Raw genomic sequence first — 24,093 nt, forward strand, 5'->3', positions numbered from 1 at the left:
CAAAGATGGGCTTTTGCCACATCCCCGCGACTGAGGGCCGCAGTCACACGTTCCGATAGTGGCTTCCTTTTTACGGAAGGCTGCCCATCTTAGGGGCACGTCCCCATGCCGGGGATCTGGGAAACCAACATGAATTTCTCGCAACGCTCCCGCAGTCTCTTCAAGACGATTGCCGTCGTGCTGGCGCTTGCGCTGCCGACTGCGCTGGCGATCTCGTCCGCCGACGCGCGCGTCGGTGGCGGCATGTCGTCGGGTTCGCGCGGTTCGCGCACCTATTCGGCCCCGCCGTCAACCACGACCGCGCCAGGCTCGACCTCGCAGTTCAACCGCACCTACACCCAGCCGGGTGCAGGCATGAATTCGGCCGCAGCTGCGCCCGCGCGCGGCGGCCTGTTCGGCCGGGCCGGCGGCTTCATGGGCGGCCTTGCGGCCGGCTTCCTCGGCGCGGGCCTGCTCGGCATGCTGTTCGGCGGTGGCCTGTTCGGCGGCCTCGGTGGCCTGTCGTCGATCATCGGCCTGATCATCCAGATCGTACTCGTGGTGGTCGTGGTTCGGCTGGCGATGTCCTGGTGGCAGCGCCGCCACACCCCGCAGGCGGCCTATGCCAATGCTGACGCCAGTGCCGGTCCCGGACCGCAGGCGAACAACCGTAGTGGTCTTGGTGGTGGTCTTGGCGGCGGCTTCGGCTTCGGCGCCAACAACAACGCGCCGCTCGAGATCAAGCCGGACGACTATGAGGCGTTCGAGCGCCTGCTCGGCGACGTCCAGTCCGCCTGGTCCAACGAGGACGTGGCCAAGCTGCACACGCTCGCGACGCCGGAAATGGTCTCCTATTTCGAGCAGGACCTCGGCCAGAACCGCGCACGCAACGTCGTCAACAAGGTCAGCGACGTGAAGCTGTTGCAGGGCGACCTCGCGGAATCCTGGCGCGAAGGCGAGACCGATTACGCGACGGTGGCGCTGCGCTTCGCGCTGACTGACAAGACGCTCGACCGCAATACCGGCGCAATTGTCGCCGGCAGCGAGCAGCCGGGCGAGGCCACCGAAGTCTGGACCTTTGCCCGACGTCCGGGCGGCGCCTGGGAACTGTCGGCGATCCAGCAGACCAACTGACCACAGACGACATGAGAACAAGGCGTCGTGCTTCTTGCACGGCGCCTTTTTCTTTGGGCGCCTCGCATCGCGGCATCGGAATAAGCGGGCCTGCGTCGGGTTGAAATCTGGCGGCCAACGACACCACAAATGGAGGACAGGATGATCCGCATTGAGAGATCCGTGACGATTTTAGGCCTCGCGCTCGCCGCGGCCTTGCTTGCGGCGCCATCGGCGCAGGCGCAGTCGGCCGACATGACGTTCTTCGTGACTTCCAACGGTCCTGGCAAAGGCGCCGATCTCGGCGGCCTGGAGGGCGCCGATGCGCAGTGCCAGAAGCTAGCCCAGGCCGGCGGCGCCGGCAGTAAGACCTGGCGCGCTTATCTCTCCACGCAGGCCGCCGACGGCAAGCCGGCCGTCAACGCGCGTGATCGCATCGGCAAGGGACCGTGGCAGAACGCTAAGGGCGTGGAAATCGCCAAGGACGTGGCCGATTTGCACAGCGCCAACAAGATCAGCAAGGAGACAGCGCTGACCGAGAAGGGCGAGATTGTAAACGGCTATGGCGACCAGCCTAACCGGCACGACATTCTCACGGGATCGCAGTCCGACGGCACCGCGTTTGCGGGTCCCGACGACCGCACCTGCAAAAACTGGACGTCGAGTACGCAAGGCGCGGCGATGCTCGGCCACTCCGACATCAACGGCCCTGCGACCAACCCGACGGTCAAATCCTGGAACACCGCACACCCCTCGCGCGGACCCGACGGCGGCTGCTCGCAGGCCGATCTGAAGAGCACCGGCGGCGACGGCCTGCTGTATTGCTTCGCGTCGAATTGAGGCTTCCGTCATTGCGAGGAGCGCAGCGACGAAGCAATCCAGAGTCCCTCCAGGGTGACAGTCTGGATTGCTTCGCTGCGCTCGCAATGACGGAGCGTGTGGTGCCGCCCTTCCGCCCGATCCTGACGGAACCTTGTCGCGCGTGATAGATTGGTCCTGTCGCTTCCACGCTCACGGACCCTTCCATGAAATACGAGCTCTATTATTGGCCCGAGATCCAGGGCCGCGGTGAATATGTGCGGCTCGCGCTCGAGGAGGCTGGCGCGGCTTACATCGACGTGGCGCGTGGCCCACGCGGTACAGCTGCGATGATGAAGATGATGGACGCACACAAGGGCACGCCGCCCTTTGCGCCGCCGTTCCTCAAAGCCGGCAAGCTCGTCATCGGCCAGACCGCGAACATCCTGCTCTATCTCGGCGCCCGCCACGCCCTCGCCCCGAAGTCGGAAGCGGGTCAACTCTGGGTGCATCAGCTCCAGCTGACGATCACCGATTTCGTGGTCGAGATTCACGACACCCATCACCCGCTCGGGCCCTCTCTCTACTACGAAGATCAGAAACCGCCGGCAAAGAAGCGCACCGCCGACTTCTGGAGCGAGCGCGTGCCGAAATATCTCGGTTATTTCGAGCACCTCCTTCAGGACAATGGCGGCGCCTATGTCACCGGCCGCAAGCTGACCTATGTCGATCTCTCGCTGTTCCAGCTCGTCGCGGGACTACGCTATGCGTTTCCGAAGCGGATGAAGGCGTTCGAGACAGATATCCCGGCCCTCGTCGGCATGCACGACCGCGTGTCGGCGCGCCCGAACATCAAGGCTTATCTCGAAAGCGAGCGCCGTATTCCCTTCAACGAGCAGGGCATCTTCCGCCGCTACCGCGAATTGGATGGCTAGAGCGCCTGCGAACGCTTCGGCCGACGTCAGTCGATCGGAGGGAACACTTTTCTGCGATTTACAGAGTGATGCGCGCGCTCACCAGACGCCAGGCAGCAGGCGATAGCGCACGCGCGTCACATAGTCGGCATAGCCCGGCAGGCCCTCGCGCAGCGTGCGCTCCTCGATGCGAATGCGGACCGCAAACAAGACGAGGAACAAGGGCGCCATCAGAAGTCCCCACCATGAGCCCAGAAGCAGCGGCACGCCGGCGAAGAACAGCATCATGCCGCTGTACATGGGATGGCGTACATGGGCATAAGGCCCCGTCGAGATCACGCGCTGCGCGCGCTCGGCTTGCAGCTTCACCACGGGCGCCGCGAACGAGTTCTCGCGGAAAACCCAGAGGATGAACAGCGTCGAAAGCAGGAACAGGGCGAGGCCGAGCATCTGCAGCGCCATCGGCATGTCGGAGGACAGCGTACGCCGGTCAAGCCCAATCGCCGCCAGCCAGACCAGCATCGTAATGACGAAGACGGCCATGAACGCCTTGTCGGCAGCGGGCTGGTCCTTTTGCAGGACCGGCCGCAGGCGTTCGGCGAGCAGTGCGGGGTCGACCCGGTAAAGCCACCAGCCGCAGAGCGGGCCGAGCAGGGCGGAGGTCGCGAGGAACACCCAAGCCGACGGCCAGTGCAGGGTTCCGGCGCACGCGAACAGCAGCGCGCCCATGGCGGCGGTGGTGATCGTGCTCTGCAACAGCAGTCTTGCGATCATGCGCAGGTCTCAGGGTAGCCGCGCACGATATTGGTCCCGCTATCCGGCGAAGATGCGGCCGGACACGCGAAAAGCCCGATCGACCGGATCGGGCATTTCATCTTCGACGCGGCTGATCAGGCGAGCTGATCGATCCGCGTACCCTGACCCGGCGGCAGCGGCGCAGGCGGCGGCGGCTTGTAGGTCGGGTCGTTGTCCTTGGTCTTGATCTGATCGTCCTGCTGCTTGGTCGTGTCGTAGCTCGGCACCACGATCGCGATCGGCGGCGGCGAAACGGTAGAAACGCTCATCCACAAATCCTCACATATGGAAACAATTGACCCTGCGCCGCGAGACGCGAAATTTCCTTCAAGCCAATCGTTAAAATGCGAGGGATCTGGTGCGGCAGAGGGGCCGCTTTCGTGCCGCCACAAGCGCTGTTTCCGCGAGAGGACAGACCTCTCCTCGTCATTGCGAGCGCAGCGAAGCAATCCAGTCTGTCTCCGCGGAGGGATTCTGGATTGCTTCGCTACGCTCGCAATGACGGAGTCCGAAATGGGCGGTGTGCTGTCAGACGCACACCGCGCGGGAGCCGCCTATTCGTCCTTGCCGCGCGTGATCGCGATCGACGCATCCGTCTTGGTGCGGGTGCATTCCATGTTGAGACGCCGGTAGCGCATGCTGATCTTGTCGCCGCGCAAGAGCCCCATCCGCTTCAGGCAGCGTGTCGCGCCCGTCGTCGTATCGTCCTTGGTCACGGTGAAGACGATCGCGGCCATCGACCCCACCAGCGCAAAGAACTCCGGCTTGGGCTTGCGATCGCCCTTGGCATAGAGCTCGATCGAATATTTGTCGCCACGGCAAGCCACGGACAATTCCTTGGCCGCGGGATGAGTCAAGTAGACCACATTGGCGGCGCGGAAATTCACCTTGAGGCGATCGACCTGGTTCGCCAGCTCCTTGGCGCTGTCATCGCAGCGGTCCGCGCGGGCGGGCGAGGCGATGGTCACAAGGCCGGTGATGGCGGCGGCGACCAGGATCGCGCCGCGGACGTGTAAGTTCAATGTCATGATGAAAGCCCCTTAGCGGGCGCATTCAACCGTCGTCTCGCGCGTAGCGCAAGGGGTGCACCCAGGGTCTTCACTGGCGTCATGAGGGCCTCGTGTCCGCCGACAGCCGCCGAAAATAGCTCGCCGTGCCGTCGAATCGGGATGCCCCGACCGCACCAGAGCGCCTTCCCTTTGCGGCAAAAAAGCTTAGAACGCTTCTATGAAAGGGGCCCATGCGAGGGCTCCAAAACCCCGAGATTCCCGCCCATGAACGCTCCCACCACTTTCCCCGACCCCGCCAAGCCCGTTCCGCCCTACAAGCACACGCCGCTGTTTCCGCTGGGTAAGGACGAGACCCCCTACAAGAAGATCACGGCCGAGGGCGTGGGGGTCGAGAAGGTCCTGGGGAAAGACATGCTGGTGGTGTCGCGTGAGGCGCTGCGGGCATTGTCGGAAGCGGCCTTTGGCGACATCAACCACTATCTGCGGCCGGGTCATCTGAAGCAGCTCCGCGCGATCCTGGAGGATAGCGAGGCGAGCCCGAACGACAAGTTCGTCGCGCTGGACTTCCTCAAGAACGCCAACATCGCTGCAGGCGGCGTGCTGCCGATGTGCCAGGACACCGGCACCGCGATCATCATGGGCAAGAAGGGTTGCAACGTCATCACCGATGGTGACGACGAGGCGGCACTGTCGGAAGGCGCGCGCGATGCTTACCTGCGCCGCAATCTGCGCTACTCGCAGGTCGCTCCGCTGTCGATGTACGAGGAGAAGAACACCGCCAACAACATGCCGGCGCAGTGCGAGATCTACGCCGAGGGCGATGACGCCTACAAGTTTATGTTCATGGCGAAGGGCGGTGGCTCCGCCAACAAGAGCTTCCTGTTCCAGGCGACGCCCTCGGTGCTGACCAAGGACCGGCTGCTCGCCTTCCTGAAGGAGAAGGTGTTGACGCTGGGCACCGCGGCGTGCCCGCCCTATCACCTCGCGATCGTCATCGGCGGCACCTCGGCCGAGCTCTGCATGAAGACGGTGAAGCTGGCGTCGGCTCGCTATCTCGACGCGCTGCCGACCCACGGCTCGCCCGACGGCAACGCGTTTCGCGATCTCGAGATGGAGCAGGAAATTCTGAAGATGACGCAGTCGCTCGGCGTCGGCGCGCAGTTCGGTGGAAAATATTTCTGCCACGACGTCCGCGTGATCCGCATGCCGCGTCATGGCGCCTCGCTCCCGATCGGGCTCGGCGTGTCCTGCTCGGCCGATCGCCAGGTGCTCGGCAAGATCACCAGGGAGGGCGTCTATCTCGAGGAGCTCGAGCACAACCCGGCGCAGTATCTGCCTGAGGTCGAGCAGTCGCTCGGCGGCGAGGTCGTCAAGATCGACCTCAACCAGCCGATGAAGGATATCCTTGCCACGTTCTCGAAGTACCCGACCAAGACGCGGGTATCGATGACCGGCACCATGATCGTCGCGCGCGATTCCGCGCATGCCAAGCTGCGTGAGCGGCTCGACAAGGGCGAGCCGCTGCCGGACTATTTCAAGAACCATCCGGTCTATTACGCCGGCCCCGCCAAGACGCCCGAGGGCTATGCCTCCGGTGCGTTCGGCCCGACCACTGCGGGCCGTATGGATTCTTTTGTCGATCAGTTCCAGGCCGCCGGCGGCTCGATGGTGATGGTCGCCAAGGGCAACCGCGCGCCGGCCGTGCGTGAGGCCTGCAAGAAGTATGGCGGCTTCTATCTCGGCTCGATCGGCGGTGCCGCGGCGAATCTTGCCGAGCACTGCATCAAGAAGGTCGAGGTGCTCGAATATCCCGAGCTCGGCATGGAAGCGATTTGGCGCATCGAGGTCGTCGACTTCCCGGCGTTCATCATCATCGACGACAAGGGCAATGACTTCTTCAAGGAGTTGAATCTCGGCTAGCCAGGTCCTGCGTCCTTCCGCCGGTTCTTGGACCGGCGGAAGATTTACGCAGCCTGCGCTCAGCGCTTTATGCTGAACGATACAGCGCCGCCATTTTCCGCGCTGTCGAACATGACGAGGGCGCGAATGCTGGCTGAGTCTTCCTCGAGGGGAAGTAGAATCTCCGCTTTGGCGTCCGCTGTGACGGTGCTGAGGTCGAGCGTTGCGAACGGCTTTGCCGTCTTGCTGCTGCCGTCCCACAACCAAATTGTATAGGAAACCTTTTCATTCCGCGTCGGGCCTGCGAGAATCAAGATGCCGTCGTTCACCGCGGCAAGGTCCCGGATCCCGGTATTTTCCCCGAGTTCTAACGGGATCGAGTCCGGCTTGAGGTCGTCGGCCTTTGTGAACAGTGCTCCCGCATCGACGCTGAGCACATAGGCTTGCTTGTCGAGCGACGGTCCTCGCAGCCCGAAGTACATGCGTCCGTTCCTGACCGCGATCCCTTCGATATTAACGCCGCCCTCCGCAAGAGGCTTGTTGAATTTCGCTTTTACATATTTGTCGTTTTCAATAACCTCGCGCATCCGCGGGCTCGCCTCCACGCCATCGACCTTCTTAGCGTTGGGTTCGGTCTTGGGAATACCGGTTTGCGGATCCACGGCGATCCGAAACACGACGTAGCTCGACAGGTTCTCCTTGTCTTTCTTGCGGCTGCGGCCGTGCGAGCCGGTCACATAGAAGAAACCCTTTTCGTAGGCGACGCCTTCGGCATCGGGATCCTTGTCTTCATCGGAAAGCCGGATGAGCTTCCGTGGAACGAGGACGTTTCCTTCGATCGAGAAGAACTGCGCGTATTTCTTCTCATCATTGGCAATCAGGCACGACGTGAATTTTGGTGTCGTCGGCACGCACGCCGCGCCGCTCAGATTCATGCGCGGCTGATCCTCGAAGTTGTCGTCCTTGTCTTCCTTCTCAAAGATCGAGGCAGGCTTCCAGGCAGTCGCCTCCGGCGAAATCTTCGGCGGCAACGGTTCGCCGCGGCCGGCCGACGCCGTAGCTGCCAGCACAATGCAAACGAAGGCGGCGGTCAGTGATCGATGAAATGAAAGCGTGTCGTTGTGCGGCATTTTTCCCTTCCGCGTGCAATGCTTAACTACAACCCTGAATTGTTAAGGCAAGGGCGGCGATGTCGCGGAGCGGGATTTTCTCGTCAGCTACAATTCGTGACCTGGTTAGAGCACAGCCCGCGCCACCAGCCGCGGACGCCGTCCTGGCTCTCGACCAAGCCCCAGAGGCCGCTGCAGGCAAAGATGTGCTTCGGTCCGCCGTCGGTGTCGATCGGACCGCCGAGCTCGCGCTGGGCGGGCGTCCATTTCGCATCGACGAAGGGTGCCTGGAACAGGCCGCCCATGCGTGTCGCGCCATTGGCGTAGGACGCGCCGACCTTGTTGGAGGCGACCCAGCCGCGTCCGGCATAGGGCTTTGGCGCGCTGCGCGGATATTTCTTGTCGTCCTCGTAGTCCTTGCCCGGCGGCTTGGCGCCTTCGATCAGAAACCAGCCGTTCTTGAAGCCGATGATGCGGAATTCGGTAAGCCAGCCGCCATCCGGCGTGTTCTCGCTGCCGCCGAGCTTGAGCCGGTAGGGCGGCGGAAGCGTGCCGAGCACACGCGCCTTGATCGATGGTTCGGCACGCACGTTGAGGCCATCAGGATCCTTGTCGACGGACCATGCGCCGAAATCGCAGGGCTCGGCACCGTCCGGAAGCGTTGAGCGCTTCGCGGCGAGATCGGCATGCAGCTTTGCGAAGTCGGTGTCGTCGGTGTCAGGATCGGGCCCGCTACGCGGTTTCAATGCGACCGAGACTGCGCGCGTCGCATCCGGCGTCAGCGCGACCACGAGAGCCTGGCGCGTGGCGAACACGCTTGCAGGTGACTTCGGATCGTTCGACGAGATCGGATAGACGGCGAGGTAGCCCGTCGCCCCTTCGGTTCGATAGGCCGTGCCGGCGACATAGCCTGCCGGTAGCATGGCGAGCGCGCTTGCCCGCCACGCCGGTTCGGCGTCGTCTGCGCTAGCCGCTTGTGTCGCGACACACAGGATCGTCGCCGCGATGAGACCGAGCGCGCGCACCGTTGCCGCGCGGCTTAGGCGCGCGTGCCGGTGAACGGGAAGCTGCCCATCGGGCCGATGCCCATCTCACCGCTCATGCTGTCGCCGGAGACGGTTCCGATGAATTCGAGCGTCAAGGGCATCGGATTGGTGATCGAGACCTTCCAGTTGACGGCATCGCCGCTGACGGTGCCATCGAAAATCTCGGCTGTATCGCCTTCCGCGCCCTGCGTCCCCGTGAGCGTGCCGCCGGCAGCCGTCAGGCTCAGCGTCGCCTTGCGCTCGCCCATGGGGGTCGTCAGGGTCAGAGTCCAGTTGCCGTCGACGGCCATTCGCGTCTCCCAAGATCCCGGCGGACCGCGACGATCCGCGGGCCAGTCCCGGCCGAGCGTATAGCGCAACTCGCCGCTCGCGCCTAACGCTCCGTTGGAGGCATTTAGGCGCGGGCGGCGGCGCGTCGTCGGCTGGTGACGATGAGGCGAAGCACGACGTATTGCACGGCGAAGGCGAGGATCTTGGCGCCGCCCGCGACCACCGTGATGTAGAACGCCCACAGCTTCAGATCGCCTGTGGAGGCGACGGCGATCATGCCGGCGCCGATTACGAACATCAGCGCGGCCCAGGCATAACCTGCAGCCGTCACATATTCCGGAACGGTCTCGACGACGATCGGCGGCATGTAGCGCAGCATCCAGCCCCGCTTGAGCATGATGGCGCCGATCGCGAAATGCGCGATCGAGGGCTTTGCGAGCATGAAGCGGGGATCGTTGGTCAGCAGCGTGACCGTGCCGAGCACGACGACGAGCGCGACGCTCGCATAGGTCATGTAATTGAGCTGCTGCCCCTTGACGCGCGCGTAGATCACCTGCGCGATCGCTCCGGCAATCGCCACCGACGTTGCCAGGACCACGTTGTCGGTGATGATATAGATGACCAGGAAGACGATGGCAGAGAAGAGGTCGGAGGCGAGGCGGGCGAATACGTCCTTCATCGTCGATCCTGTTCAGCGGGAGTTGGACATTGGGCTGGCCGGCGCACCGTACTTGATCTGCCGATATTCGGGATACCATTTTGTGAAATAGATCGCGCTGTTACGGGCGGCGAAGGCGACCGCAAGGCTCGACCAGAGCGGCAGGCCGGGGACATAGAGCAGCACGAGATTGGCGGCCGCCATCAGCAGCGCAGCCGCGGTCCAAGCGCCCGTGATGACGTAATTGGCATAGAGAAAGCCGGGCATTGCCGCGGTCTCGGCCGGCACGGATTCGACCGCGTATTGCAGCGTGAAGGGACGCCGGACCAGCATCGAGCCGAGCGAGATGACGAAGATGCCGATGTCGACCGACAGCTTGACACCGAGCGTGCCAAGCGCCGGGTCGAACAGCGCGAGGTGGAGGCCGATTGCGGCGAATAGCAGCGCCGAGCCCATAGCCAGGATCTTCAGCGAGCGACCGCGCACGACATCGATCGCCACGGTGGCCAGACAGGTTGCCGAGGCTACGAATACGCTGATCGTGGCAGACGTCATCAGCATCAGGAAAGTGAAGGCGCCGTAGGGCGCGAGGATCAGGAAAATCGCCATGGTTCGCCTCGGTCAGGCCTTATCTTTACGGTGTAAAGATCAATATGTCAGGAGCGAGGCGGGGTCAAGTAGAATCTTTACAGTGTCAAAATGACGTAAGCGACTTCCAAAAATTGGATTGCTGCAACGGCTTGGTCGGCCATCTCATCAATGAAGCCGGCCCAGGACAGGTGCGGCAGCACAGGTAACGCACAGGCGATCGAGAGGACGAAGGCGAGCAAGATACCGCCGTTGAAGATGGTTTGGCCGCTCCGCCGCGGCCGGATCATCGGGAGCGTGATCCCGGCGCAGATCAGGAACAGGATCAGGACAGCGAGGCGGTCCGCGGTGATCGAGGGCATATGCATGAGAGACCTTTTGGTGACATCAGCGATGTCGAGAGGAGAGCTACCGCGCGCCGACCCAATTGCCGTGAAAACCGTCGGGCACGCGATGGCCGAGCTGCACCAGCGCGACGGGGCCGGCCTCGACATCCTTGGCATTGAACACGGCGAGGTCGCTGCGGTTTTCCCGCGCGCGCCAGACCACCGCCAGCAGCCAGCCGTCGCCTTCCGCCGCATCTTTCGACCGCTCGACGAAGACCGGCTCGGAGATGGTGTCGCCGGCCGGCAGCAGATAATGGCCGAGGCGCGTTCCATTGCCATCGACATGGACGACGCCGGACAGCGCGCCGAACATCGGCAGCTTCGGATTGGCGCAGGCGTACCAGCCGTGACGGCTCTTCAATCCGGCGCGGCGGTCGTCGATGCGCGGGAATTCGCCGGTGAGATCGTCGAGATAGGTCTGCTGGAAGCGGTCGGTCTTCCCGGCAAGATCGAAGGTCCAGCGGCAGTGGCGAGCGAAGGATTTCTCGGGATTGGTGGGCGTGCCGTCGGGATGCGTAAATAGTGGTGCTTCCTCGAACTGCATGACGTCCGCGATGATGCGGTCACCGTCCTCCCAAGCATTCATGACGTGGAAGACGTAGCAGGCTTCAGCACGAAACCAGACGATGTCCTTCGCGCTGCCCTTGCGCTTGATCACGCCGACATAGGCGCCCTTGTCCGGCTCCCAGGCATAGGGCGGCCGGCCGCTGATCGCGCGCTCCATGCTGCCGGTGACGGGCAGGATCGGAAACAGCACGTGGTTCTCGGTGACGATGAAGTCGTGCACCATGCTGGCATAGGGCGCCTCGAAACGTTCGAAGCGCGTCGCCTTGCCGGACGCGTCGATCGAGCCGTAGGAGAGGGCAGGCGTCAGCGGACCCGCGGCGTTGTAGCCGAAGAACACCAGCTCGCCGGTGACGGGATCGATCTTCGGGTGCGCGGTGAAGCTGCCGGCGACACGGCCCTGATAATTGTGATAGCCGCGGGTTGCGAGCGTGCCCGGATCGATCTCAGTCGGCAGATGGGCTTCTTCCAGCGCAAGCAGCTTGCCGGCATGGAAGATGATGTTGGTGTTGGCGACGCCGCCGTCGGTGAGGTCTTGCGGCGCATCCGGCAGCTTGCGGCCGAAGCCCCCGAACAACGCGCGGCCGGCATCGTGCTCGGCCAGCCATTTCGGCGTACGGACCCAGCGATTGCGATGGCTGGCGCGGCCGTTCTCGAGGTGAAAGGCGTGCAGCATGCCGTCGCCGACGAACCAGTGCGCGCCGGGCGAGTCGAACTGCGGATTGGGGCCGTTGCGATAGAGCGTGCCGTTCAGTTCGTGCGGCAATTCACCGATGATTTTCAGGAAGGGCGCGTCGGCCTCAAACGGAATCGGACCGAGGTTGTGGCGGCGTTCGGCAACGGCGTCCTGCTGCACGGCGTATCCCTTTCTTATCTTTACATCGTAAAGATCAAATAGCCGTACGAGGGGTTTTGGTCAAGTGAAATCTTTACACTGTCAATATTGCGTCCTATAGCTGGCCCATGGGCAAGAGTGAGATCAGGACAGAAACCGCGCGCGGTGGGCGCATTTCGAAGAAGGCGAGCGCGGCGGCGCGTTCCGCGCGACGACCGGCGAGCGTCAAGTCCGAGGCGCCCTATCACCACGGCGCGCTGCGCGAGGCGCTGCTCCAGGCCGCCGAACGGGTGCTGGAGCGTGACGGGCTCGCCGGCCTGACATTGCGCGCGGTGGCGCGCGAGGCGGGCGTCTCGCATGCCGCGCCCACCCATCATTTCGGTGACCTCACCGGGCTTCTCAGCGAGCTCGCGGCGGTCGGCTTCCGCCAGTTCAATGCGGCGATGGCGTCGTCCTCTGACACCGCCACCACCCCGCTTGAGCACGCGCTGGCGCGGCCGAAAGCCTATGTTGCCTATGCCCAGGCTCATCCCGGCATGTACGGCATCATGTTCCGCACCGAGCGCCTCGACTATTCCAGGCCGTCGCTGCACGAGGCCGCCGAGGCGTCCTTTGCGGGACTCGCCAATGCCGTCGGCATGATGCGGCAGGAGCAGATCCGCGGCGACGCGCTGACGCTCAATCAGGGCGCTGCGATCGCGCGCGCCTGGTCGATGGTGCACGGTTTTACGATGCTGCTGCTCGATGGACGGCTGGAGGATATTCTGGGGCGTCTGCCCGAGGGCACGACTCCCGAACGCCTGCTCGAGGCCATGCTGATGTCGCCCGTGACGGGGAAGCCGCCGGGCCCCTGATCGATTGCCGGCGAGCGCCTAGCGCATCGTCGCGAGCTCGACCGCGCGGCCGCGTGCGCCTATGATCTTCACCTCGTCCTTGCCGCAGGTAAAGCTGCGGGCGAACTCGTCCGCGGCCTTGCGCGCGAGCTCATTGGCGTTCGGGTTGGCGATCGCGTCGACATAGGCGACGTGGCAGACGGGGCCGGGTGGCAGCCGGGTCACGATGAGCATGGCCTTGGTGTTCGGCCGCCCCTGCTTGTCGGGATCGGTGCCATCGGCGATGTGCCAGCGCTGGATCATCGCGAACGGCTTGGCCCCAGCGGTGCGCCATTCGACGGTGGTTTCGGACGAGCTGAACGGAGCGAACCAGACTTTAGCCGCCGGTTCCTCGGCCGCGGCCTCGCGATTGCGGCCGACGGAGACGATTTCGCGAAGATCGTCTTCGGCGATCAGGACCACGAGGCCATCCTTGCCCTTGCAGACCCGCGTGGTGCTGCCGTCGAGCTCGCTGGGCTTTCCGATCTGGCGGCAATCCTTCGGGGCCGTCGAGGTATATTGGCTGCCCACGGATCGGGCGTCGGCTCGGTCGAGACCACTGCACATCAGCAACATGGCCAAGAGCAATAAGGCCAAGCCTGCGGTGGTGATGCGGAACATGACGACGCCTTTGATCGAGTGGGAACTCCGTACCATCAGACGTCTTGATTGTGGGCAAGGTTCAAACGGGGTCAACAGACACCTGACAGCGGCGCGGAATCGTTCTAGAAGAGCGGCTTCGCTTAGGCTCTTTCAGCCTCGTTCGCGTCCTCGTTTTTCGTGATCATGCCAGCCACCTCGTCCAACAAACCTTATCGCGTCGGCCGCTCGAAAACCGGGCTCGGCCTCTTCGCCACCAAGCCGATCAAGAAGGGCACCCGGATCATCCGTTATTACGGACCGATCCTGGACTCCCGGATTCCCGAGCACGACGACATCGAGAACAAATACCTGTTCGAGCTCAACGGTCGCTGGACCATTGACGGCTCCGTGCGCAAGAACCTCGCGCGCTACATCAACCATTCGTGCAGGCCCAACGCCGAATCCGACGTGCGGCCGCGCGAGCGCAAGGTTTTCATCCGCGCCATCAAGAACATCGAGCCGGGCGACGAGATCAATTACGACTACGGCACCGATTATTTCAAAGCCTACCTGAAGCCGATCGGCTGCAAGTGCGAATCTTGCGAGAAGAAGCGCAAGAAGCTGCGCGCCGAGGCGCGGGCCGAACGCGCCAAGGTGAAGGCGCGCGCGGAGCGCAAAGCCGAGAAGGCGAGCGTGAAGTCCGCCAAAAAGAAGAAGCTTAATGGTCATGCCGTCGGCAAGGCGAAGGGCCGCGCGCGGGCCTAGCCTGAGTTCGAGCTTCTGGCATAACTGTCATGCCCCGCGAAAGCGGGGCATTCAGTACGCCGCAGCTCCGTATGCGACGACTACCTCTGGAATACTGGGTCGCCCGGTCCAGCCGGGCAACGACAGCGAGTGATGTGGCCTCAGGCAGCCAGCACACTCCCGCTCCTGCGCAATCCCACATATTGCAGTTCGGCAAACACGCCGGTCGCGATCGCCTGCGCCACGACCATGAGCTCGCCGGCAAGGTTCGGCGACACCGCGCCCGAGAGCAGCAGCGCAATGCTGCCGACGGTCCAGGCCGCGTTGCCGACCACGACCAGCAGCACGAGCGGCTTTGCCACGGAGGCGCGTGAGGCGAGCCAGCCGACCAGCGCCGTGTAGGCGATCAGGAACAGGCCGGTCTCGCGCAGCAGCGCTTCGGGTAGGTTGAACAGCGAGGCGAACGCGCTGGCGCCGAACGTGAAACCGAGAGCGGCCACGCCGCTGAAGATCGCGTCGGCAAGAAGCGCGCGGCGAAGGAAGGTGGATGCGTCGATCATCGTGGGTCTCCATGGTTGGGGTGGGCTCGAGGTGAAACTCAGTGCAATCCACGCCACCAGGCGCGGAGCAGGCGGGCGAGGCGGAACGGGCAGAGGCTCCTGCCGACGCTGTGCTCGAAGGCCGTGACCTGCGCGACGACGTAGTCGCCGGTCGAATGCACCAGCGGCTCCGGCATGTTGAGGCTGCGCGCCAGCATCCGGGTTGCGAGCGCCATGGCCCAGGGAACTAGCTGGTCTGTGACGGTCCGGTAGAGCAGCAATGCGATCATGGTCGTCTCCTGTTGCGACCCAAGATGCGCCGGCCCGAGCACCAATTCGATTACCTCCGACGTAATGGAAGGGCCGAAATCTGCGTGCTAGGTTTTCGACCATGAACGCACATGCATCCACCGCACAGGCCGAACGCAGCCAGCCGGTCCATATCGGCGACCATTTGCGCGAATGGCGGCAGCGCCGCCGCATGAGCCAGCTCGATCTCGCCGGTGAGGCCGAAATCTCGGCGCGGCATTTGAGCTTCGTCGAGACCGGCCGCGCCGCGCCCTCGCGCGACATGGTGCTCAGACTCGCCGAACGTCTCGACGTGCCACTGCGCGAACGCAACGTGCTGCTGGTCGCCGCCGGCTATGCCCCGGCCTTTCCGCAACGCACGCTGGAGGATCCCGCCTTGAAATCAGCCCGCCAGGCGATCGACCTCGTCCTCAGGGCGCATGAGCCGAATCCGGCGCTGGCCTATGACCGGCACTGGAATCTGGTCTCCGCCAACCGCATGCTGGCGCCGCTGCTCGCCGGCATCCCGCAGCGGCTGCTCGGTCAGCCCTTCAACGTGCTGAGGCTTGCCTTCCATCCCGAGGCGCTGGCGCCGCGCACGGTCAATCTCGCGGAATGGTGCGGACATCTCCTGGAGCGGCTGCACCGGCAATGCGAGGCCACGGCCGATCCCGAGCTGATCAAGCTGTATAACGACTTGAAGAGTTATCCGATCCCGGCGCGCGCGGCGCCGCTGTCGAGCGACAATGTCGCGATCCCCTTCAAGCTGCGCCACGAGGGGGAGATACTAAGTTTCTTCTCCACCACCATGGTATTCGGTACGCCCGTCGACATCACGCTGTCGGAGCTGGCTCTGGAAACCTTCTTCCCGGCCGACGAGCGCACTGCCGAGCGGCTGAAGCAGATGGCGGCTGGCTTGCAGTAGTGCCGTTTACAGGAGCCGGTGGCGCTCGCATAATCCCCGGATGACACGCTCGTCCCGGCCATTACGGTCGGCCAATCCGGTCGGCGACCTTTTGCGCCGCTGGCGCATGCGCCGTGCATTGAGCCAGGCGGAGCTGGCGTTCGAGGCCGGCATTTCGATCAAGCATCTGAGCTATGTCGAGACCGGCAAGTCGGCGGCAAGCCGGGAGATCCTCCTGCAGCTCGCGACCGCCCTCGGTTTGTCGCTGCGTGATCGCAATGCGCTGCTGGAGGCCGGGGGTTTCGCGCGACTATACGGCGAGCGCGATCTTTCAGCGCCGGAGCTTGCCGACGCGCGGCGCGCGATCGATCTTCTGCTCCGGCGGCACGAACCGTTTCCCGCGATCGTGACCGATCGGCGCTGGAACGTGATGGAGGCCAACTGCGCCGCGTCGCGGCTGATGACGATGCTGCTTGGGCAAGAACGCATGCAGCGGCCGCTCAATCACATGCGCATGTTCCTCGCGCCGGACGAGCTCAAGCCGTTCGTCGAGAATTGGCCCATCGTCGCGACCGCGTTGTTGTCGCGTGCGCGGCACGAAGCGATGGCTGCACCGCTCGACGAGGCCCTGCAATCGACGTGGCGCGAATTGACGCGGCTGCCGGAGCTTCCCGCACTCAGGATCGAGGACAACGTCGCGCCGGGGCCGCTCTGCGAAGTGCGCTTACGAAAGGGCGACGCCCGCATCGGTCTGATCGGTGCGGTGCTGACGCTCGGGACCCCGCAAGACGTGACGCTTCAGGAGCTTCGCGTTGAAATGTTCATGCCGGCGGATGCCGTGTCCGAGGCCACTCTGATCGCGCTTGCGGCTCAGGAGGCCTGAGCTCGCTCGGCGTCGCGGCGCTCAAAGCTCATGGCTTGCATCACCTCCGCAAACGGACCTTTGAGATCGCTCAGTGTCGCCATGGTCAGGCCCGCGCCGTTGGTGCCGACGCGCGTGGCGGCGCGGATCAGGATCCATTCGCTCTCCGGCGGTCGGAAGAAGTAGAGGCTGATCTCGGGATTGATAAAGGTCCAGTTGCGCATGTCGACGATCTGCGCAACGCCGCTCGAAAAGTCCGCGGCCTGCACCGCTTGGAGCAGTGGTGTGTTCGGTTCGCCCTCGACCAGGGGTGCATCAAGTCGCATCCAGGCGGCGGCCGGGCCGGGCTTCTCCAGCGCGCCCTCGATCAGCCGCACCGACACGTTCTGGAAATACCGGCTCCATTTCTGCGCGAAGGCCGCCGGTGCTGCGCCTGTCTCAGGCGTCTTGTCGATAGTCGCGGGCCTGGCGAAGGGATCGACGGGCGATTCTCCGCTCGGCGCCGTCAAGAGCGCCGTGCAACGGCCGATCTCGGTCTCTCCGTCCATCAGCCGCACCTGGGCGGTCTTGGCCTTGCGGCCGTCGCGCAACAATTCGGTGGTGGTCTGGAAGACGCGCAGGCCCGCCGGTCGCCACAGGTCGAAGGTCAGGCGCCGCACCGCGAAGCCGGATTCGGTGGCGAGACGGTCGATGTCGCGGGTCATCAGGTCGGTGGTGGCGCTTCCCTGCAACATGTCAGGCGACCACGGGCCGCCGGCATGCTCCGTAGCCCGGAACTGCTGGCCTTCCGGCTTGAAAATAGCGGTCATCGCGGTTTCCCCTCGTGCTTGATCGTGGCCGCGAGTATCGGGCCGGGTGAGGCCTGTCACAATAACCGCAGAGGTGAAGTCGTGAGCCATGCAGGACCGGTGCCTTGCGCCGCCTCCGGTTCGGTTTATCTTCCGACGAACCCGTACCGTCCGAAGGAGACGTCCGACATGAGCACGTTGAAACCGCTTCAGATCGACGTCGTTTCCGACGTGGTGTGCCCCTGGTGCTATATCGGCAAGCACCGGATCGAGAGTGCGCTGGCGCTGGTGCCAGATGTTCCGGTCAAGCTCAATTTCCGTCCCTTCTTCCTCAATCCCTGGGTGCCGTCCGAGGGCATCAGCCGGGAGGAGTATCTCACCAAGAAGTTCGGCTCGGTCGAGGCCTACAAGGGCATTGCGGGACGCGTCGTTGCGGCGGCGGGCGAAGAGGGGCTCGTCTATCGGCCCGAGCTTGTCGCGCGTCAGCCCAACACCACCGACTGCCACCGCCTGATCCTCTGGGCCGAGGCGATCGGCAAGGCGCCCGAGATGAAGCAGCGCCTGATGGAGCTTTACTTCCGCGACGGCGGCGACCTCACCGATTTGAACGTGCTTGTGCAGGCGGCTGCCGATGTCGGCCTCGATGCCGACGACGTGCGCCGGCGCCTCGCCACCGACGAGGACGTCGCGCGCGTATCGGCGGACGCGCAGGAAGCCGCCGAGAAAGGCATCTCCGGCGTGCCGACCTACGTGTTCGCGCAAAAATACGCCGTCTCCGGCGCGCAGGATCCCAACATGCTCGCGCGCGCCATCCGCGAGGTCTCGGCGGAGATCAACGCCCAGGCGGCGGAGTAGGAGCCATCCTATTTACGAAGCAGGCGAACTGCGCGACGCGCCGCCGCGTAGGCGATGCCGTGCGCCGCGAGCGCTCCGTGAACCAGCGCCACGATGGGGTCGTTCCGCCGCAACGGTATCAGCACGTCGCCGACGGCGAAGCGCCCGCGCCAGATCGGATTGATCATGGGGTGATCGGCGCTCGCCGTGGAATCCGCGCTGGCGATGGCTGGATCGGCGCAGAGGCGGCGGGTGAGCTCGAGCGTGAGCTGCACGCCCGGCGAATATCTTGCAAAGCGCTCGTCGATGCCGAGCTTGAAGAAGAAAGCGCGATCCTGGTGGCGCAGCACGATGCCGGCGGCCACCGGCGTCGCGCCGGCGCGAAGGGTGACGATCTCGCATTGCCCGGTTTCTGCCAGCGCGGAAACGGCGCGGCGGATGAAGGTTGCATCGCCGGCATGCTGGACCAGCGCGGTTCCGCGCTTCCCCTTCCAGCCGCTGGCTTCGAGCTGCAAAAATGTCTCGAGCGCCGGCCCGATCTCGTCGGGGCTGCGCGCGACGTCGAACACGATTGCGCCGTGTTCTTCGAGGCGATGCCGTTGGCGGCGTAGCTCCTTGAGCTTTTTGGTGCCGAGCGCGTCGCGTAGCAGCGTCTCACGGTCCTGGGTCGCGTCGAGGCTGGCGCGGATGTAGGAGTTGAGGAGGCGCGGCTTCAGGCCGTCGCGATTCAGAACCTGGCTGAGGGCGGTCATTGCCGCCCCATCGAGCGCGACATCGTTCAGCACGAGCGCATGCGCCCCGGTTGCGCGGGCCTGCTGCAACAGGCGCGCCGCTGCCTCGATCGGGGCATCGCGGTCGATCAGCGGGCTGCACAGCGTACCATAGGGATGCGCGCTCACCAGCGCGGGCAGGGGGATCTTCCATGCCCGCCAGAGCGAGATCACCGGCATCAGCCCGATCAGCCGCGATCCATCGTATGCGGAAAGCGCCGAGGCATCGGTGCGGCCGCGCGCGGTTGCACTGACAGCGAGCTCCCAGCCCGGCAGGTAATATCCGTTCGGCTCGATCGCGCGCTGCGCGAGTGTGCGCCACTGGCCGGGTTCAATCGCCGTGAGCGGGACGCGCGCGCGCGCCGTTGCGGCATGCTTTGCCGATGCCGGATTGATCGCAGCCTGGTGCGCGATATCGACCACGTCCCGTCGTCTCCGTTCAGGAGGCCATGCTTAGCGCAAAGATTGGAAAATACAGTTGGGACACCGTCTCAATTCGAGTGGTAATATTAACGTTTCGTTGAGCATCCGGCCGCGAGCCGGCCGGATGCGCCGATGGATACGCCAGAATTGCTCTCGACCCGGAGGATCATCATGGTCGCCACATCTTTTACGCCGATTGCGTCGCTCCTTGGCGGCGCGTTGATCGGCCTGTCCGCCGTGCTGCTGATGTGGACGACGGGACGGATCGCCGGGGTCAGCGGTATCGCGGCGCGGCTGTTTCCGCCTTACGAGGATCGGCAATTCGCCGGCCGGCTCGCCTTCGTCGCGGGCCTTATCGTCGCGCCCGTTCTGGTGCGCCTTGTCACGGGAGGCCTGCCGGCGCAAACGATCGGCGCCGGAACGCCGCTTCTGATCGTCGCGGGATTGCTCACCGGCTTCGGCGCGGTGTGGGGCAGCGGCTGCACCTCGGGCCACGGCGTCTGTGGCTTGTCGCGGTTGTCGGCGCGATCGCTGGTCGCGACCATGACCTTCATGGCGGCCGGCATGGCGACCGTATTCGTGATGCGGCACTGGAGCTGACCGCGATGACAATCCTCATTCAATTCGGGATCGGTGTGGTCTTTGGGCTTGGCCTCATCGTCTCAGGTATGTCGAACCCGGCAAAGGTCCTGAATTTCCTGGACGTTGGCGGCATCCCGGCAGGAACGTGGGACGCAAGCCTCGCATTCGTGATGGCTGGCGCGGTCGCGGTGACCTTCATCGGCTTCAGCCGCGTCCTGAAATTGGCGCGGCCTGTCTTCGCCGATCGCTTCTATGTCCCAACGCGAAAAGACATCGATCCGAGGATTATCGCCGGTCCCGCCATCTTCGGTATCGGCTGGGGCCTTGTAGGCTTTTGCCCAGGCCCGGCGTTGACCGCGCTCGGATTTGGCTCGGCCTCCGCCTTCATCTTCGTCGCCGCGATGTGTGCCGGCATGGTGCTCGCCCGCTTCATCGCGCAGCTCTCGTCGGCAACGCGTATTGTCACGCCGGGAAAACCGCTCGAGATCTGACATGGACAGGACCGGGCGAGTTATCTCGTCCGGTCCTGCATTTCATGGCTTCATCGACTACCAGCGATCGCCGACACCAACGCCAACACTGACGCCGGGTGCGCGGATGCCGACGCCGCTGCGCGGACCATCGTCCCAGTCGCGATAGGTGCGGCGCTCATAGTAGCGGTCACGCGGCATCGTCGCGTAGGAGTCGCGCACGATCACACGCGAGCCGCCGCGGGTGCGATAGCAATTGCCGGAATCGTCGCAGACCAGCCGCACTTGCTGGACGAGATCGGGGCTGGTGTATTCGCTGGTCGTATAGACGTCGGCGGCCTTCGCGCCGCTCACCGCTGCCAAGGCTCCGACGCCAGCCAGCAACGCAATCGTGAATGTCCTCATCATGTCCTCCTCGAAACTGCCCTCGGCGGTAACAAGAAGGGGAGGCCATGATCGTTCCGGCAAAATTACAGGTTTTTCCCGGAACCGGATCGGACGTCGGCTTGATCCGTTTCCTAGATCGGCTCGTAGCTTTCCGATCCGCAGATGTCGTCCGCTTCGGCGCGGCGGCGATCGACCACCTTTCCGCCTGATATGGTCACGATGTAGGTCTGTGGCCCGAGCGGCGATCCGGTCGCCGAGGTGAGCTGCGCGCGGACGCAAGCTGTCCAGCCCGGTCCTCGTACCTCACGATGGGGTGTGGCGACATGCACCTCACGCGGATAGGACGTGCTGAGGAAGACGACTTCGATCTGCTCGCGCACGACGCGTTTGACGTCGGGGGGCGATTCGGGCGGCGGCTGCTCGGCCTCCTTCATGCGCATGAACTCGGGCACCGGTGCGCGGCTGTCGGCAAACCCGCAGGCCCCGAGCGCGAGCGCGCTGCCCAGCAGCGCGGCATGAGCAATAATCCGTAACATCCGTGAAGGTCCCCTGCGGGCCAAAACATAGGCACGAATGCGATCCGACGAAGACCCGGCCGATCAAAATTTGCTGAAGCCAGAATTCCTTGGAGCCAGGATTCTTGGAGCCAAGATTTCCTGAAGCCAAGATTTACTGAAGCCAAGATTTCCTGAAGCCCTGGAGCCCGCGGCATTGGCTATTCCATAATTGCCGGCTAGTTTGTACCCCAGACGAGGGGGATTGCGCCCATGAGAATTTTGGTCATAGCGGCCGCCGTGCTTGCGCTGGCGGTTGCCTCCGCGCAGGCGCAGATGGGCGGTGGCAGGCGTCAGCCTAACGAGGGCGGCCAGAAGGCGGACAACAAGCCCAAGGTCGACGAGAAGGCCTACAAGGCCGCACTCGAGCGCATTCCCGAGTCCAAGGAGAAGTACGATCCGTGGAGCGGGGCGCGTCCGCCTGAACCTGGCAAGAAGCCGAAATAGGTGAGGCGGGCCTTGGCGACCCGCTCCTGCTATTTGGCCGCTCTCATCACGCTCCTCTTGTTTTCGTCGCGGCCAGGCATCGCCTGGGAGAGCTGGGGTGGCGATCCCGGTGGCTCGCGCTTCTCGCCATTGCGAGAGATCACGCCCGACAATGTCGGCAACCTGGTTCGGGCCTTCGAATTCCACACGGGCGATCTCGCGGCGCGGCCGCCCGGGGTGATGCGGCGAACCAAATTCCAGGCGACGCCGCTGTTCGTCGAGGACAGCCTGGTCTTCTGCTCGCCTTTCAACGAGGTGATCGCGCTCGATCCCGGTACGGGCGCGCAGAAATGGCGCTACGATCCCAGGATCGCGATGAACCAGCGTCCCGCCAACCGCTACGTCTGCCGCGGCGTCACTTACTGGATCGACGATGAGGCGCCTGTAGATGCGGCATGTCGATCGCGTATCTTCATGGGCACCAACGATGTTCGCCTGATCGCGCTCGATGCGAAGACGGGAATCCCCTGTGCCGGCTTCGGCGAGGGCGGTGAGGTCAGGCCCGACATTGGCATGAAGCTGGAATGGCCGGGCGAATTCCAGATCACCTCGCCGCCGGCGGTCGGCCGCGGGGTCGTCGTGGTCGGCTCTGCGATTGGCGACAACCGCCGCGTCGACGCGCCGAGCGGTGTGGTGCGTGCGTTCGATGCGCGTAGCGGTCAGCCGCGCTGGACGTTCGAGCCGCTCAAGCGCGACGGCATCGAAGCCGGTCACGCCAATGTCTGGGCGCCGATGTCGGTCGACGCGGCGCGCGGACTGGTATTCCTGCCGACGTCCTCGCCGTCGCCGGATTTCTGGGGCGGCAAGCGGCCGGGCAACAACGAACATGCCAATTCGGTGGTCGCGCTGCGCATCGAGACGGGCGAGCTCGTATGGGCATTCCAAACCGTGCATCACGACGTCTGGGATTACGATCTGCCGGCGCAACCGACGCTCACGCGCATCGACACCGGCGATGGTCAGCGCGATGTCGTGATCCAGCCGACCAAGCAGGGCTTTGTCTTCGTGCTCGATCGCGACACCGGCAAGCCGGTATGGCCGGTCGAGGAGCGCAGCGTCCCGCAGGGGGCCGCGGAAGGTGAACGGCTGTCGCCCACGCAGCCATTCCCGACGCATGTGCCACAGCTGATGTCGCAAAAAATCTCGGCTGAGGATGCGCTCTCGCTCGTTCCGGGCCTGCGCCGCTCAGCATGCGAGAAGCAGTTTGCGGAGGCACGCAACGAGGGCCTGTACACGCCCCCCTCAACCCAAGGCACGCTGGAGTTTCCGTTCACCGGCGGCGGCGTCAACTGGGGAAGTGCGGCCTTCGACCCCGTCAACCAGGTCCTTTATGCCAACACCAGCCGGGCCGTTCATCTCATCAAGCTGATTCCGCGGGCGGAGGCGGCCGGGTTCGATCCTCCGCCCGGTCATGATTTCGGCCAGCAGACGGGTGCGCCGTTTGCGATGTCGCGTGCGGTGGCAATGTCGCCGCTCGGGCTTCTTTGCAACAAGCCGCCCTGGGGCGAGATGGTCGCGGTCGATCTGAAGGCCGGCAAGATCCTCTGGCGTTCGACGGTCGGCACCACCGAGGATCTCGCCCCGCTCGGCGTGCCGCTGCCGTGGGGTGCGCCGCTCGTCAACGGGCTCGCGGTCACGGCAGGCGGGCTCGTCTTCACCGGAGCGATGGACGCCTATTTGCGCGCCTTCGATGCGCGCAGCGGCAGGGAGCTGTGGCAGGGTCGGCTGCCCGTGCCCGGCGTCGCCAATCCCATGACCTATCTCTGGAAGGGCGAGCAGTATGTCGCGATCGGCGCCGGCGGCCACTCCGAGGCAGGCACCTCAATCGGCGACAGCTTCGTTGTGTTTCGCCTGGCACGGCCGGGCGAGGGGCCGTCGCTGTGGTCGCGTACGATCGATCGCCCCGGTGGACGATTTTTTGCGGCATCATCGGCGATCGCGCTCGCGATCGTCGCGCTCGTGGTTGCAAGCCTGGGCTGGCGTCGCCGACGTCGTGTCGCGCGAACATGACGCAGCGTCGCGCGCGCGATGCGAATGATCGTTC

Annotated in this window: 30 protein-coding genes; 13 read left to right on the forward strand and 17 right to left on the reverse strand. The window is 64.4% G+C overall.

Features of this window, described 5'->3' with window-relative positions; all coding sequences use genetic code 11:
- The first annotated feature begins 105 nt into the window (after positions 1-105).
- The 3 genes from BcanWU425_RS14715 (at position 106) to BcanWU425_RS14725 (ending at position 2,825) form a co-directional block, all read left to right on the forward strand.
- On the forward strand, positions 106-1,113 hold the full coding sequence (locus BcanWU425_RS14715; protein WP_085384322.1) for a Tim44 domain-containing protein: 1,008 nt from the start codon (positions 106-108) through the stop codon (positions 1,111-1,113).
- 141 nt (positions 1,114-1,254) lie between these two features.
- Positions 1,255-1,932 carry a lectin gene (locus tag BcanWU425_RS14720; RefSeq protein ID WP_204511679.1) on the forward strand — a complete coding sequence of 226 codons (678 nt, stop codon included), beginning with the start codon at positions 1,255-1,257 and terminating at the stop codon, positions 1,930-1,932.
- A gap of 185 nt (positions 1,933-2,117) precedes the next feature.
- Positions 2,118-2,825: a glutathione S-transferase gene (locus BcanWU425_RS14725; RefSeq protein WP_204511678.1), complete on the forward strand. Its 708-nt coding sequence runs from the start codon at positions 2,118-2,120 to the stop codon at positions 2,823-2,825.
- Between the two features lie 78 nt (positions 2,826-2,903).
- Here BcanWU425_RS14725 and BcanWU425_RS14730 read toward each other — a convergent pair whose 3' ends face one another.
- The 3 genes from BcanWU425_RS14730 to BcanWU425_RS14740 form a co-directional block, all read right to left on the reverse strand.
- Complete coding sequence (locus BcanWU425_RS14730; RefSeq protein ID WP_204511677.1) at positions 2,904-3,578, reverse strand: methyltransferase family protein; 675 nt, start codon at positions 3,576-3,578, stop codon at positions 2,904-2,906.
- Positions 3,579-3,694: 116 nt separating this feature from the next.
- Entirely contained in the window at positions 3,695-3,868 is a 174-nt protein-coding gene (locus BcanWU425_RS14735) for a hypothetical protein (protein WP_007612258.1), read from the reverse strand.
- Positions 3,869-4,153: 285 nt separating this feature from the next.
- Entirely contained in the window at positions 4,154-4,627 is a 474-nt protein-coding gene (locus tag BcanWU425_RS14740) for a hypothetical protein (protein ID WP_035975114.1), read from the reverse strand.
- A gap of 246 nt (positions 4,628-4,873) precedes the next feature.
- Here BcanWU425_RS14740 and BcanWU425_RS14745 point away from each other — a divergent pair, with 246 nt between their 5' ends.
- A complete protein-coding gene (locus tag BcanWU425_RS14745) occupies positions 4,874-6,529 on the forward strand; it encodes a fumarate hydratase (protein WP_204511676.1) in 1,656 nt (551 codons plus the stop codon).
- Positions 6,530-6,588: 59 nt separating this feature from the next.
- On the opposite strand, the gene BcanWU425_RS14750 is transcribed toward BcanWU425_RS14745, so the two are convergent.
- The 7 genes from BcanWU425_RS14750 to BcanWU425_RS14780 all read right to left on the reverse strand — a co-directional run bounded on the left by BcanWU425_RS14750 (position 6,589) and on the right by BcanWU425_RS14780 (position 11,985).
- Positions 6,589-7,638 (reverse strand): DUF3616 domain-containing protein, encoded by a 1,050-nt coding sequence (locus tag BcanWU425_RS14750; protein ID WP_204511675.1) that lies wholly within the window; start codon positions 7,636-7,638, stop codon positions 6,589-6,591.
- Between the two features lie 83 nt (positions 7,639-7,721).
- Positions 7,722-8,642 carry an SH3 domain-containing protein gene (locus tag BcanWU425_RS14755; RefSeq protein WP_204511674.1) on the reverse strand — a complete coding sequence of 307 codons (921 nt, stop codon included), beginning with the start codon at positions 8,640-8,642 and terminating at the stop codon, positions 7,722-7,724.
- 14 nt (positions 8,643-8,656) lie between these two features.
- Positions 8,657-8,953 (reverse strand): hypothetical protein, encoded by a 297-nt coding sequence (locus tag BcanWU425_RS14760; protein WP_007602176.1) that lies wholly within the window; start codon positions 8,951-8,953, stop codon positions 8,657-8,659.
- A gap of 104 nt (positions 8,954-9,057) precedes the next feature.
- Positions 9,058-9,612, reverse strand: coding sequence for an inner membrane-spanning protein YciB (locus BcanWU425_RS14765; RefSeq protein ID WP_085349396.1), 555 nt, complete (start codon positions 9,610-9,612; stop codon positions 9,058-9,060).
- 12 nt (positions 9,613-9,624) lie between these two features.
- Entirely contained in the window at positions 9,625-10,200 is a 576-nt protein-coding gene (locus tag BcanWU425_RS14770; protein ID WP_085396039.1) for a hypothetical protein, read from the reverse strand.
- A 77-nt stretch (positions 10,201-10,277) separates the two neighbouring features.
- A complete protein-coding gene (locus BcanWU425_RS14775; RefSeq protein WP_166517616.1) occupies positions 10,278-10,547 on the reverse strand; it encodes a hypothetical protein in 270 nt (89 codons plus the stop codon).
- A gap of 40 nt (positions 10,548-10,587) precedes the next feature.
- Positions 10,588-11,985, reverse strand: coding sequence for a carotenoid oxygenase family protein (locus BcanWU425_RS14780; protein ID WP_204511673.1), 1,398 nt, complete (start codon positions 11,983-11,985; stop codon positions 10,588-10,590).
- Positions 11,986-12,092: 107 nt separating this feature from the next.
- Here BcanWU425_RS14780 and BcanWU425_RS14785 point away from each other — a divergent pair, with 107 nt between their 5' ends.
- Entirely contained in the window at positions 12,093-12,818 is a 726-nt protein-coding gene (locus BcanWU425_RS14785) for a TetR/AcrR family transcriptional regulator (RefSeq protein ID WP_204511672.1), read from the forward strand.
- An 18-nt stretch (positions 12,819-12,836) separates the two neighbouring features.
- Here the strand turns inward: BcanWU425_RS14785 and BcanWU425_RS14790 are convergent, their stop codons facing one another.
- Positions 12,837-13,457, reverse strand: a complete 621-nt coding sequence (locus tag BcanWU425_RS14790; RefSeq protein WP_018456398.1) for a hypothetical protein — start codon at positions 13,455-13,457, stop codon at positions 12,837-12,839.
- A gap of 165 nt (positions 13,458-13,622) precedes the next feature.
- On the opposite strand from BcanWU425_RS14790, the gene BcanWU425_RS14795 reads away from it, so the two are divergent.
- Positions 13,623-14,183 carry an SET domain-containing protein gene (locus tag BcanWU425_RS14795; RefSeq protein WP_085358931.1) on the forward strand — a complete coding sequence of 187 codons (561 nt, stop codon included), beginning with the start codon at positions 13,623-13,625 and terminating at the stop codon, positions 14,181-14,183.
- A gap of 140 nt (positions 14,184-14,323) precedes the next feature.
- Here BcanWU425_RS14795 and BcanWU425_RS14800 read toward each other — a convergent pair whose 3' ends face one another.
- Together BcanWU425_RS14800 and BcanWU425_RS14805 are read right to left on the reverse strand one after the other, a co-directional pair.
- Positions 14,324-14,722 (reverse strand): hypothetical protein, encoded by a 399-nt coding sequence (locus tag BcanWU425_RS14800; protein WP_018456396.1) that lies wholly within the window; start codon positions 14,720-14,722, stop codon positions 14,324-14,326.
- 38 nt (positions 14,723-14,760) lie between these two features.
- Positions 14,761-14,991, reverse strand: coding sequence for a hypothetical protein (locus BcanWU425_RS14805; RefSeq protein ID WP_026233166.1), 231 nt, complete (start codon positions 14,989-14,991; stop codon positions 14,761-14,763).
- Positions 14,992-15,092: 101 nt separating this feature from the next.
- On the opposite strand from BcanWU425_RS14805, the gene BcanWU425_RS14810 reads away from it, so the two are divergent.
- Both BcanWU425_RS14810 and BcanWU425_RS14815 read left to right on the forward strand, forming a co-directional pair.
- Entirely contained in the window at positions 15,093-15,914 is an 822-nt protein-coding gene (locus BcanWU425_RS14810; RefSeq protein WP_204511671.1) for a helix-turn-helix domain-containing protein, read from the forward strand.
- Between the two features lie 106 nt (positions 15,915-16,020).
- On the forward strand, positions 16,021-16,776 hold the full coding sequence (locus BcanWU425_RS14815) for a helix-turn-helix domain-containing protein (RefSeq protein ID WP_231190566.1): 756 nt from the start codon (positions 16,021-16,023) through the stop codon (positions 16,774-16,776).
- Here the strand turns inward: BcanWU425_RS14815 and BcanWU425_RS14820 are convergent.
- Positions 16,764-17,564, reverse strand: coding sequence for a thioesterase family protein (locus tag BcanWU425_RS14820; protein ID WP_204511669.1), 801 nt, complete (start codon positions 17,562-17,564; stop codon positions 16,764-16,766). The two genes, BcanWU425_RS14815 and BcanWU425_RS14820, sit on opposite strands and share 13 nt — an antisense overlap.
- 168 nt (positions 17,565-17,732) lie before the next feature.
- On the opposite strand from BcanWU425_RS14820, the gene BcanWU425_RS14825 reads away from it, so the two are divergent.
- Entirely contained in the window at positions 17,733-18,398 is a 666-nt protein-coding gene (locus BcanWU425_RS14825) for a DsbA family oxidoreductase (RefSeq protein WP_085349430.1), read from the forward strand.
- An 8-nt stretch (positions 18,399-18,406) separates the two neighbouring features.
- Here the strand turns inward: BcanWU425_RS14825 and BcanWU425_RS14830 are convergent, their stop codons facing one another.
- Positions 18,407-19,570 (reverse strand): GNAT family N-acetyltransferase, encoded by a 1,164-nt coding sequence (locus BcanWU425_RS14830; RefSeq protein WP_204511668.1) that lies wholly within the window; start codon positions 19,568-19,570, stop codon positions 18,407-18,409.
- A 171-nt stretch (positions 19,571-19,741) separates the two neighbouring features.
- Here BcanWU425_RS14830 and BcanWU425_RS14835 point away from each other — a divergent pair, with 171 nt between their 5' ends.
- Complete coding sequence (locus BcanWU425_RS14835) at positions 19,742-20,170, forward strand: YeeE/YedE family protein (protein WP_085349429.1); 429 nt, start codon at positions 19,742-19,744, stop codon at positions 20,168-20,170.
- Between the two features lie 5 nt (positions 20,171-20,175).
- A complete protein-coding gene (locus tag BcanWU425_RS14840) occupies positions 20,176-20,643 on the forward strand; it encodes a DUF6691 family protein (RefSeq protein ID WP_085349385.1) in 468 nt (155 codons plus the stop codon).
- A gap of 57 nt (positions 20,644-20,700) precedes the next feature.
- Here the strand turns inward: BcanWU425_RS14840 and BcanWU425_RS14845 are convergent, their stop codons facing one another.
- The gene (locus tag BcanWU425_RS14845) at positions 20,701-21,030 is read right to left on the reverse strand and encodes a hypothetical protein (RefSeq protein WP_204511667.1); all 330 of its coding nucleotides are present in this window, start codon (positions 21,028-21,030) and stop codon (positions 20,701-20,703) included.
- A gap of 110 nt (positions 21,031-21,140) precedes the next feature.
- Entirely contained in the window at positions 21,141-21,545 is a 405-nt protein-coding gene (locus BcanWU425_RS14850; protein WP_085349384.1) for a hypothetical protein, read from the reverse strand.
- Between the two features lie 231 nt (positions 21,546-21,776).
- On the opposite strand from BcanWU425_RS14850, the gene BcanWU425_RS14855 reads away from it, so the two are divergent.
- On the forward strand, positions 21,777-22,010 hold the full coding sequence (locus BcanWU425_RS14855) for a hypothetical protein (protein ID WP_018456385.1): 234 nt from the start codon (positions 21,777-21,779) through the stop codon (positions 22,008-22,010).
- A gap of 33 nt (positions 22,011-22,043) precedes the next feature.
- Complete coding sequence (locus BcanWU425_RS14860) at positions 22,044-24,059, forward strand: pyrroloquinoline quinone-dependent dehydrogenase (RefSeq protein ID WP_204513964.1); 2,016 nt, start codon at positions 22,044-22,046, stop codon at positions 24,057-24,059.
- The last annotated feature ends 34 nt before the right edge of the window (positions 24,060-24,093 follow it).

This window comes from Bradyrhizobium sp. WU425, assembly GCF_021052305.1.
Classification (GTDB): domain Bacteria; phylum Pseudomonadota; class Alphaproteobacteria; order Rhizobiales; family Xanthobacteraceae; genus Bradyrhizobium; species Bradyrhizobium canariense_D.

Excerpts from the sequence above, each read along its gene's own strand:
- BcanWU425_RS14715 (WP_085384322.1), top strand. The coding sequence starts at position 106 with ATGCCGGGGATCTGGGAAACCAACATGAATTTCTCGCAACGCTCCCGC.
- BcanWU425_RS14720 (WP_204511679.1), top strand. The coding sequence starts at position 1,255 with ATGATCCGCATTGAGAGATCCGTGACGATTTTAGGCCTCGCGCTCGCC.
- BcanWU425_RS14725 (WP_204511678.1), top strand. The coding sequence starts at position 2,118 with ATGAAATACGAGCTCTATTATTGGCCCGAGATCCAGGGCCGCGGTGAA.
- BcanWU425_RS14730 (WP_204511677.1), bottom strand. The coding sequence starts at position 3,578 with ATGATCGCAAGACTGCTGTTGCAGAGCACGATCACCACCGCCGCCATG.
- BcanWU425_RS14735 (WP_007612258.1), bottom strand. The coding sequence starts at position 3,868 with ATGAGCGTTTCTACCGTTTCGCCGCCGCCGATCGCGATCGTGGTGCCG.
- BcanWU425_RS14740 (WP_035975114.1), bottom strand. The coding sequence starts at position 4,627 with ATGACATTGAACTTACACGTCCGCGGCGCGATCCTGGTCGCCGCCGCC.
- BcanWU425_RS14745 (WP_204511676.1), top strand. The coding sequence starts at position 4,874 with ATGAACGCTCCCACCACTTTCCCCGACCCCGCCAAGCCCGTTCCGCCC.
- BcanWU425_RS14750 (WP_204511675.1), bottom strand. The coding sequence starts at position 7,638 with ATGCCGCACAACGACACGCTTTCATTTCATCGATCACTGACCGCCGCC.
- BcanWU425_RS14760 (WP_007602176.1), bottom strand. The coding sequence starts at position 8,953 with ATGGCCGTCGACGGCAACTGGACTCTGACCCTGACGACCCCCATGGGC.
- BcanWU425_RS14765 (WP_085349396.1), bottom strand. The coding sequence starts at position 9,612 with ATGAAGGACGTATTCGCCCGCCTCGCCTCCGACCTCTTCTCTGCCATC.
- BcanWU425_RS14770 (WP_085396039.1), bottom strand. The coding sequence starts at position 10,200 with ATGGCGATTTTCCTGATCCTCGCGCCCTACGGCGCCTTCACTTTCCTG.
- BcanWU425_RS14775 (WP_166517616.1), bottom strand. The coding sequence starts at position 10,547 with ATGCATATGCCCTCGATCACCGCGGACCGCCTCGCTGTCCTGATCCTG.
- BcanWU425_RS14785 (WP_204511672.1), top strand. The coding sequence starts at position 12,093 with ATGGGCAAGAGTGAGATCAGGACAGAAACCGCGCGCGGTGGGCGCATT.
- BcanWU425_RS14790 (WP_018456398.1), bottom strand. The coding sequence starts at position 13,457 with ATGTTCCGCATCACCACCGCAGGCTTGGCCTTATTGCTCTTGGCCATG.
- BcanWU425_RS14795 (WP_085358931.1), top strand. The coding sequence starts at position 13,623 with ATGCCAGCCACCTCGTCCAACAAACCTTATCGCGTCGGCCGCTCGAAA.
- BcanWU425_RS14800 (WP_018456396.1), bottom strand. The coding sequence starts at position 14,722 with ATGATCGACGCATCCACCTTCCTTCGCCGCGCGCTTCTTGCCGACGCG.
- BcanWU425_RS14805 (WP_026233166.1), bottom strand. The coding sequence starts at position 14,991 with ATGATCGCATTGCTGCTCTACCGGACCGTCACAGACCAGCTAGTTCCC.
- BcanWU425_RS14810 (WP_204511671.1), top strand. The coding sequence starts at position 15,093 with ATGAACGCACATGCATCCACCGCACAGGCCGAACGCAGCCAGCCGGTC.
- BcanWU425_RS14815 (WP_231190566.1), top strand. The coding sequence starts at position 16,021 with ATGCGCCGTGCATTGAGCCAGGCGGAGCTGGCGTTCGAGGCCGGCATT.
- BcanWU425_RS14820 (WP_204511669.1), bottom strand. The coding sequence starts at position 17,564 with ATGACCGCTATTTTCAAGCCGGAAGGCCAGCAGTTCCGGGCTACGGAG.
- BcanWU425_RS14825 (WP_085349430.1), top strand. The coding sequence starts at position 17,733 with ATGAGCACGTTGAAACCGCTTCAGATCGACGTCGTTTCCGACGTGGTG.
- BcanWU425_RS14835 (WP_085349429.1), top strand. The coding sequence starts at position 19,742 with ATGGTCGCCACATCTTTTACGCCGATTGCGTCGCTCCTTGGCGGCGCG.
- BcanWU425_RS14840 (WP_085349385.1), top strand. The coding sequence starts at position 20,176 with ATGACAATCCTCATTCAATTCGGGATCGGTGTGGTCTTTGGGCTTGGC.
- BcanWU425_RS14845 (WP_204511667.1), bottom strand. The coding sequence starts at position 21,030 with ATGATGAGGACATTCACGATTGCGTTGCTGGCTGGCGTCGGAGCCTTG.
- BcanWU425_RS14850 (WP_085349384.1), bottom strand. The coding sequence starts at position 21,545 with ATGTTACGGATTATTGCTCATGCCGCGCTGCTGGGCAGCGCGCTCGCG.
- BcanWU425_RS14855 (WP_018456385.1), top strand. The coding sequence starts at position 21,777 with ATGAGAATTTTGGTCATAGCGGCCGCCGTGCTTGCGCTGGCGGTTGCC.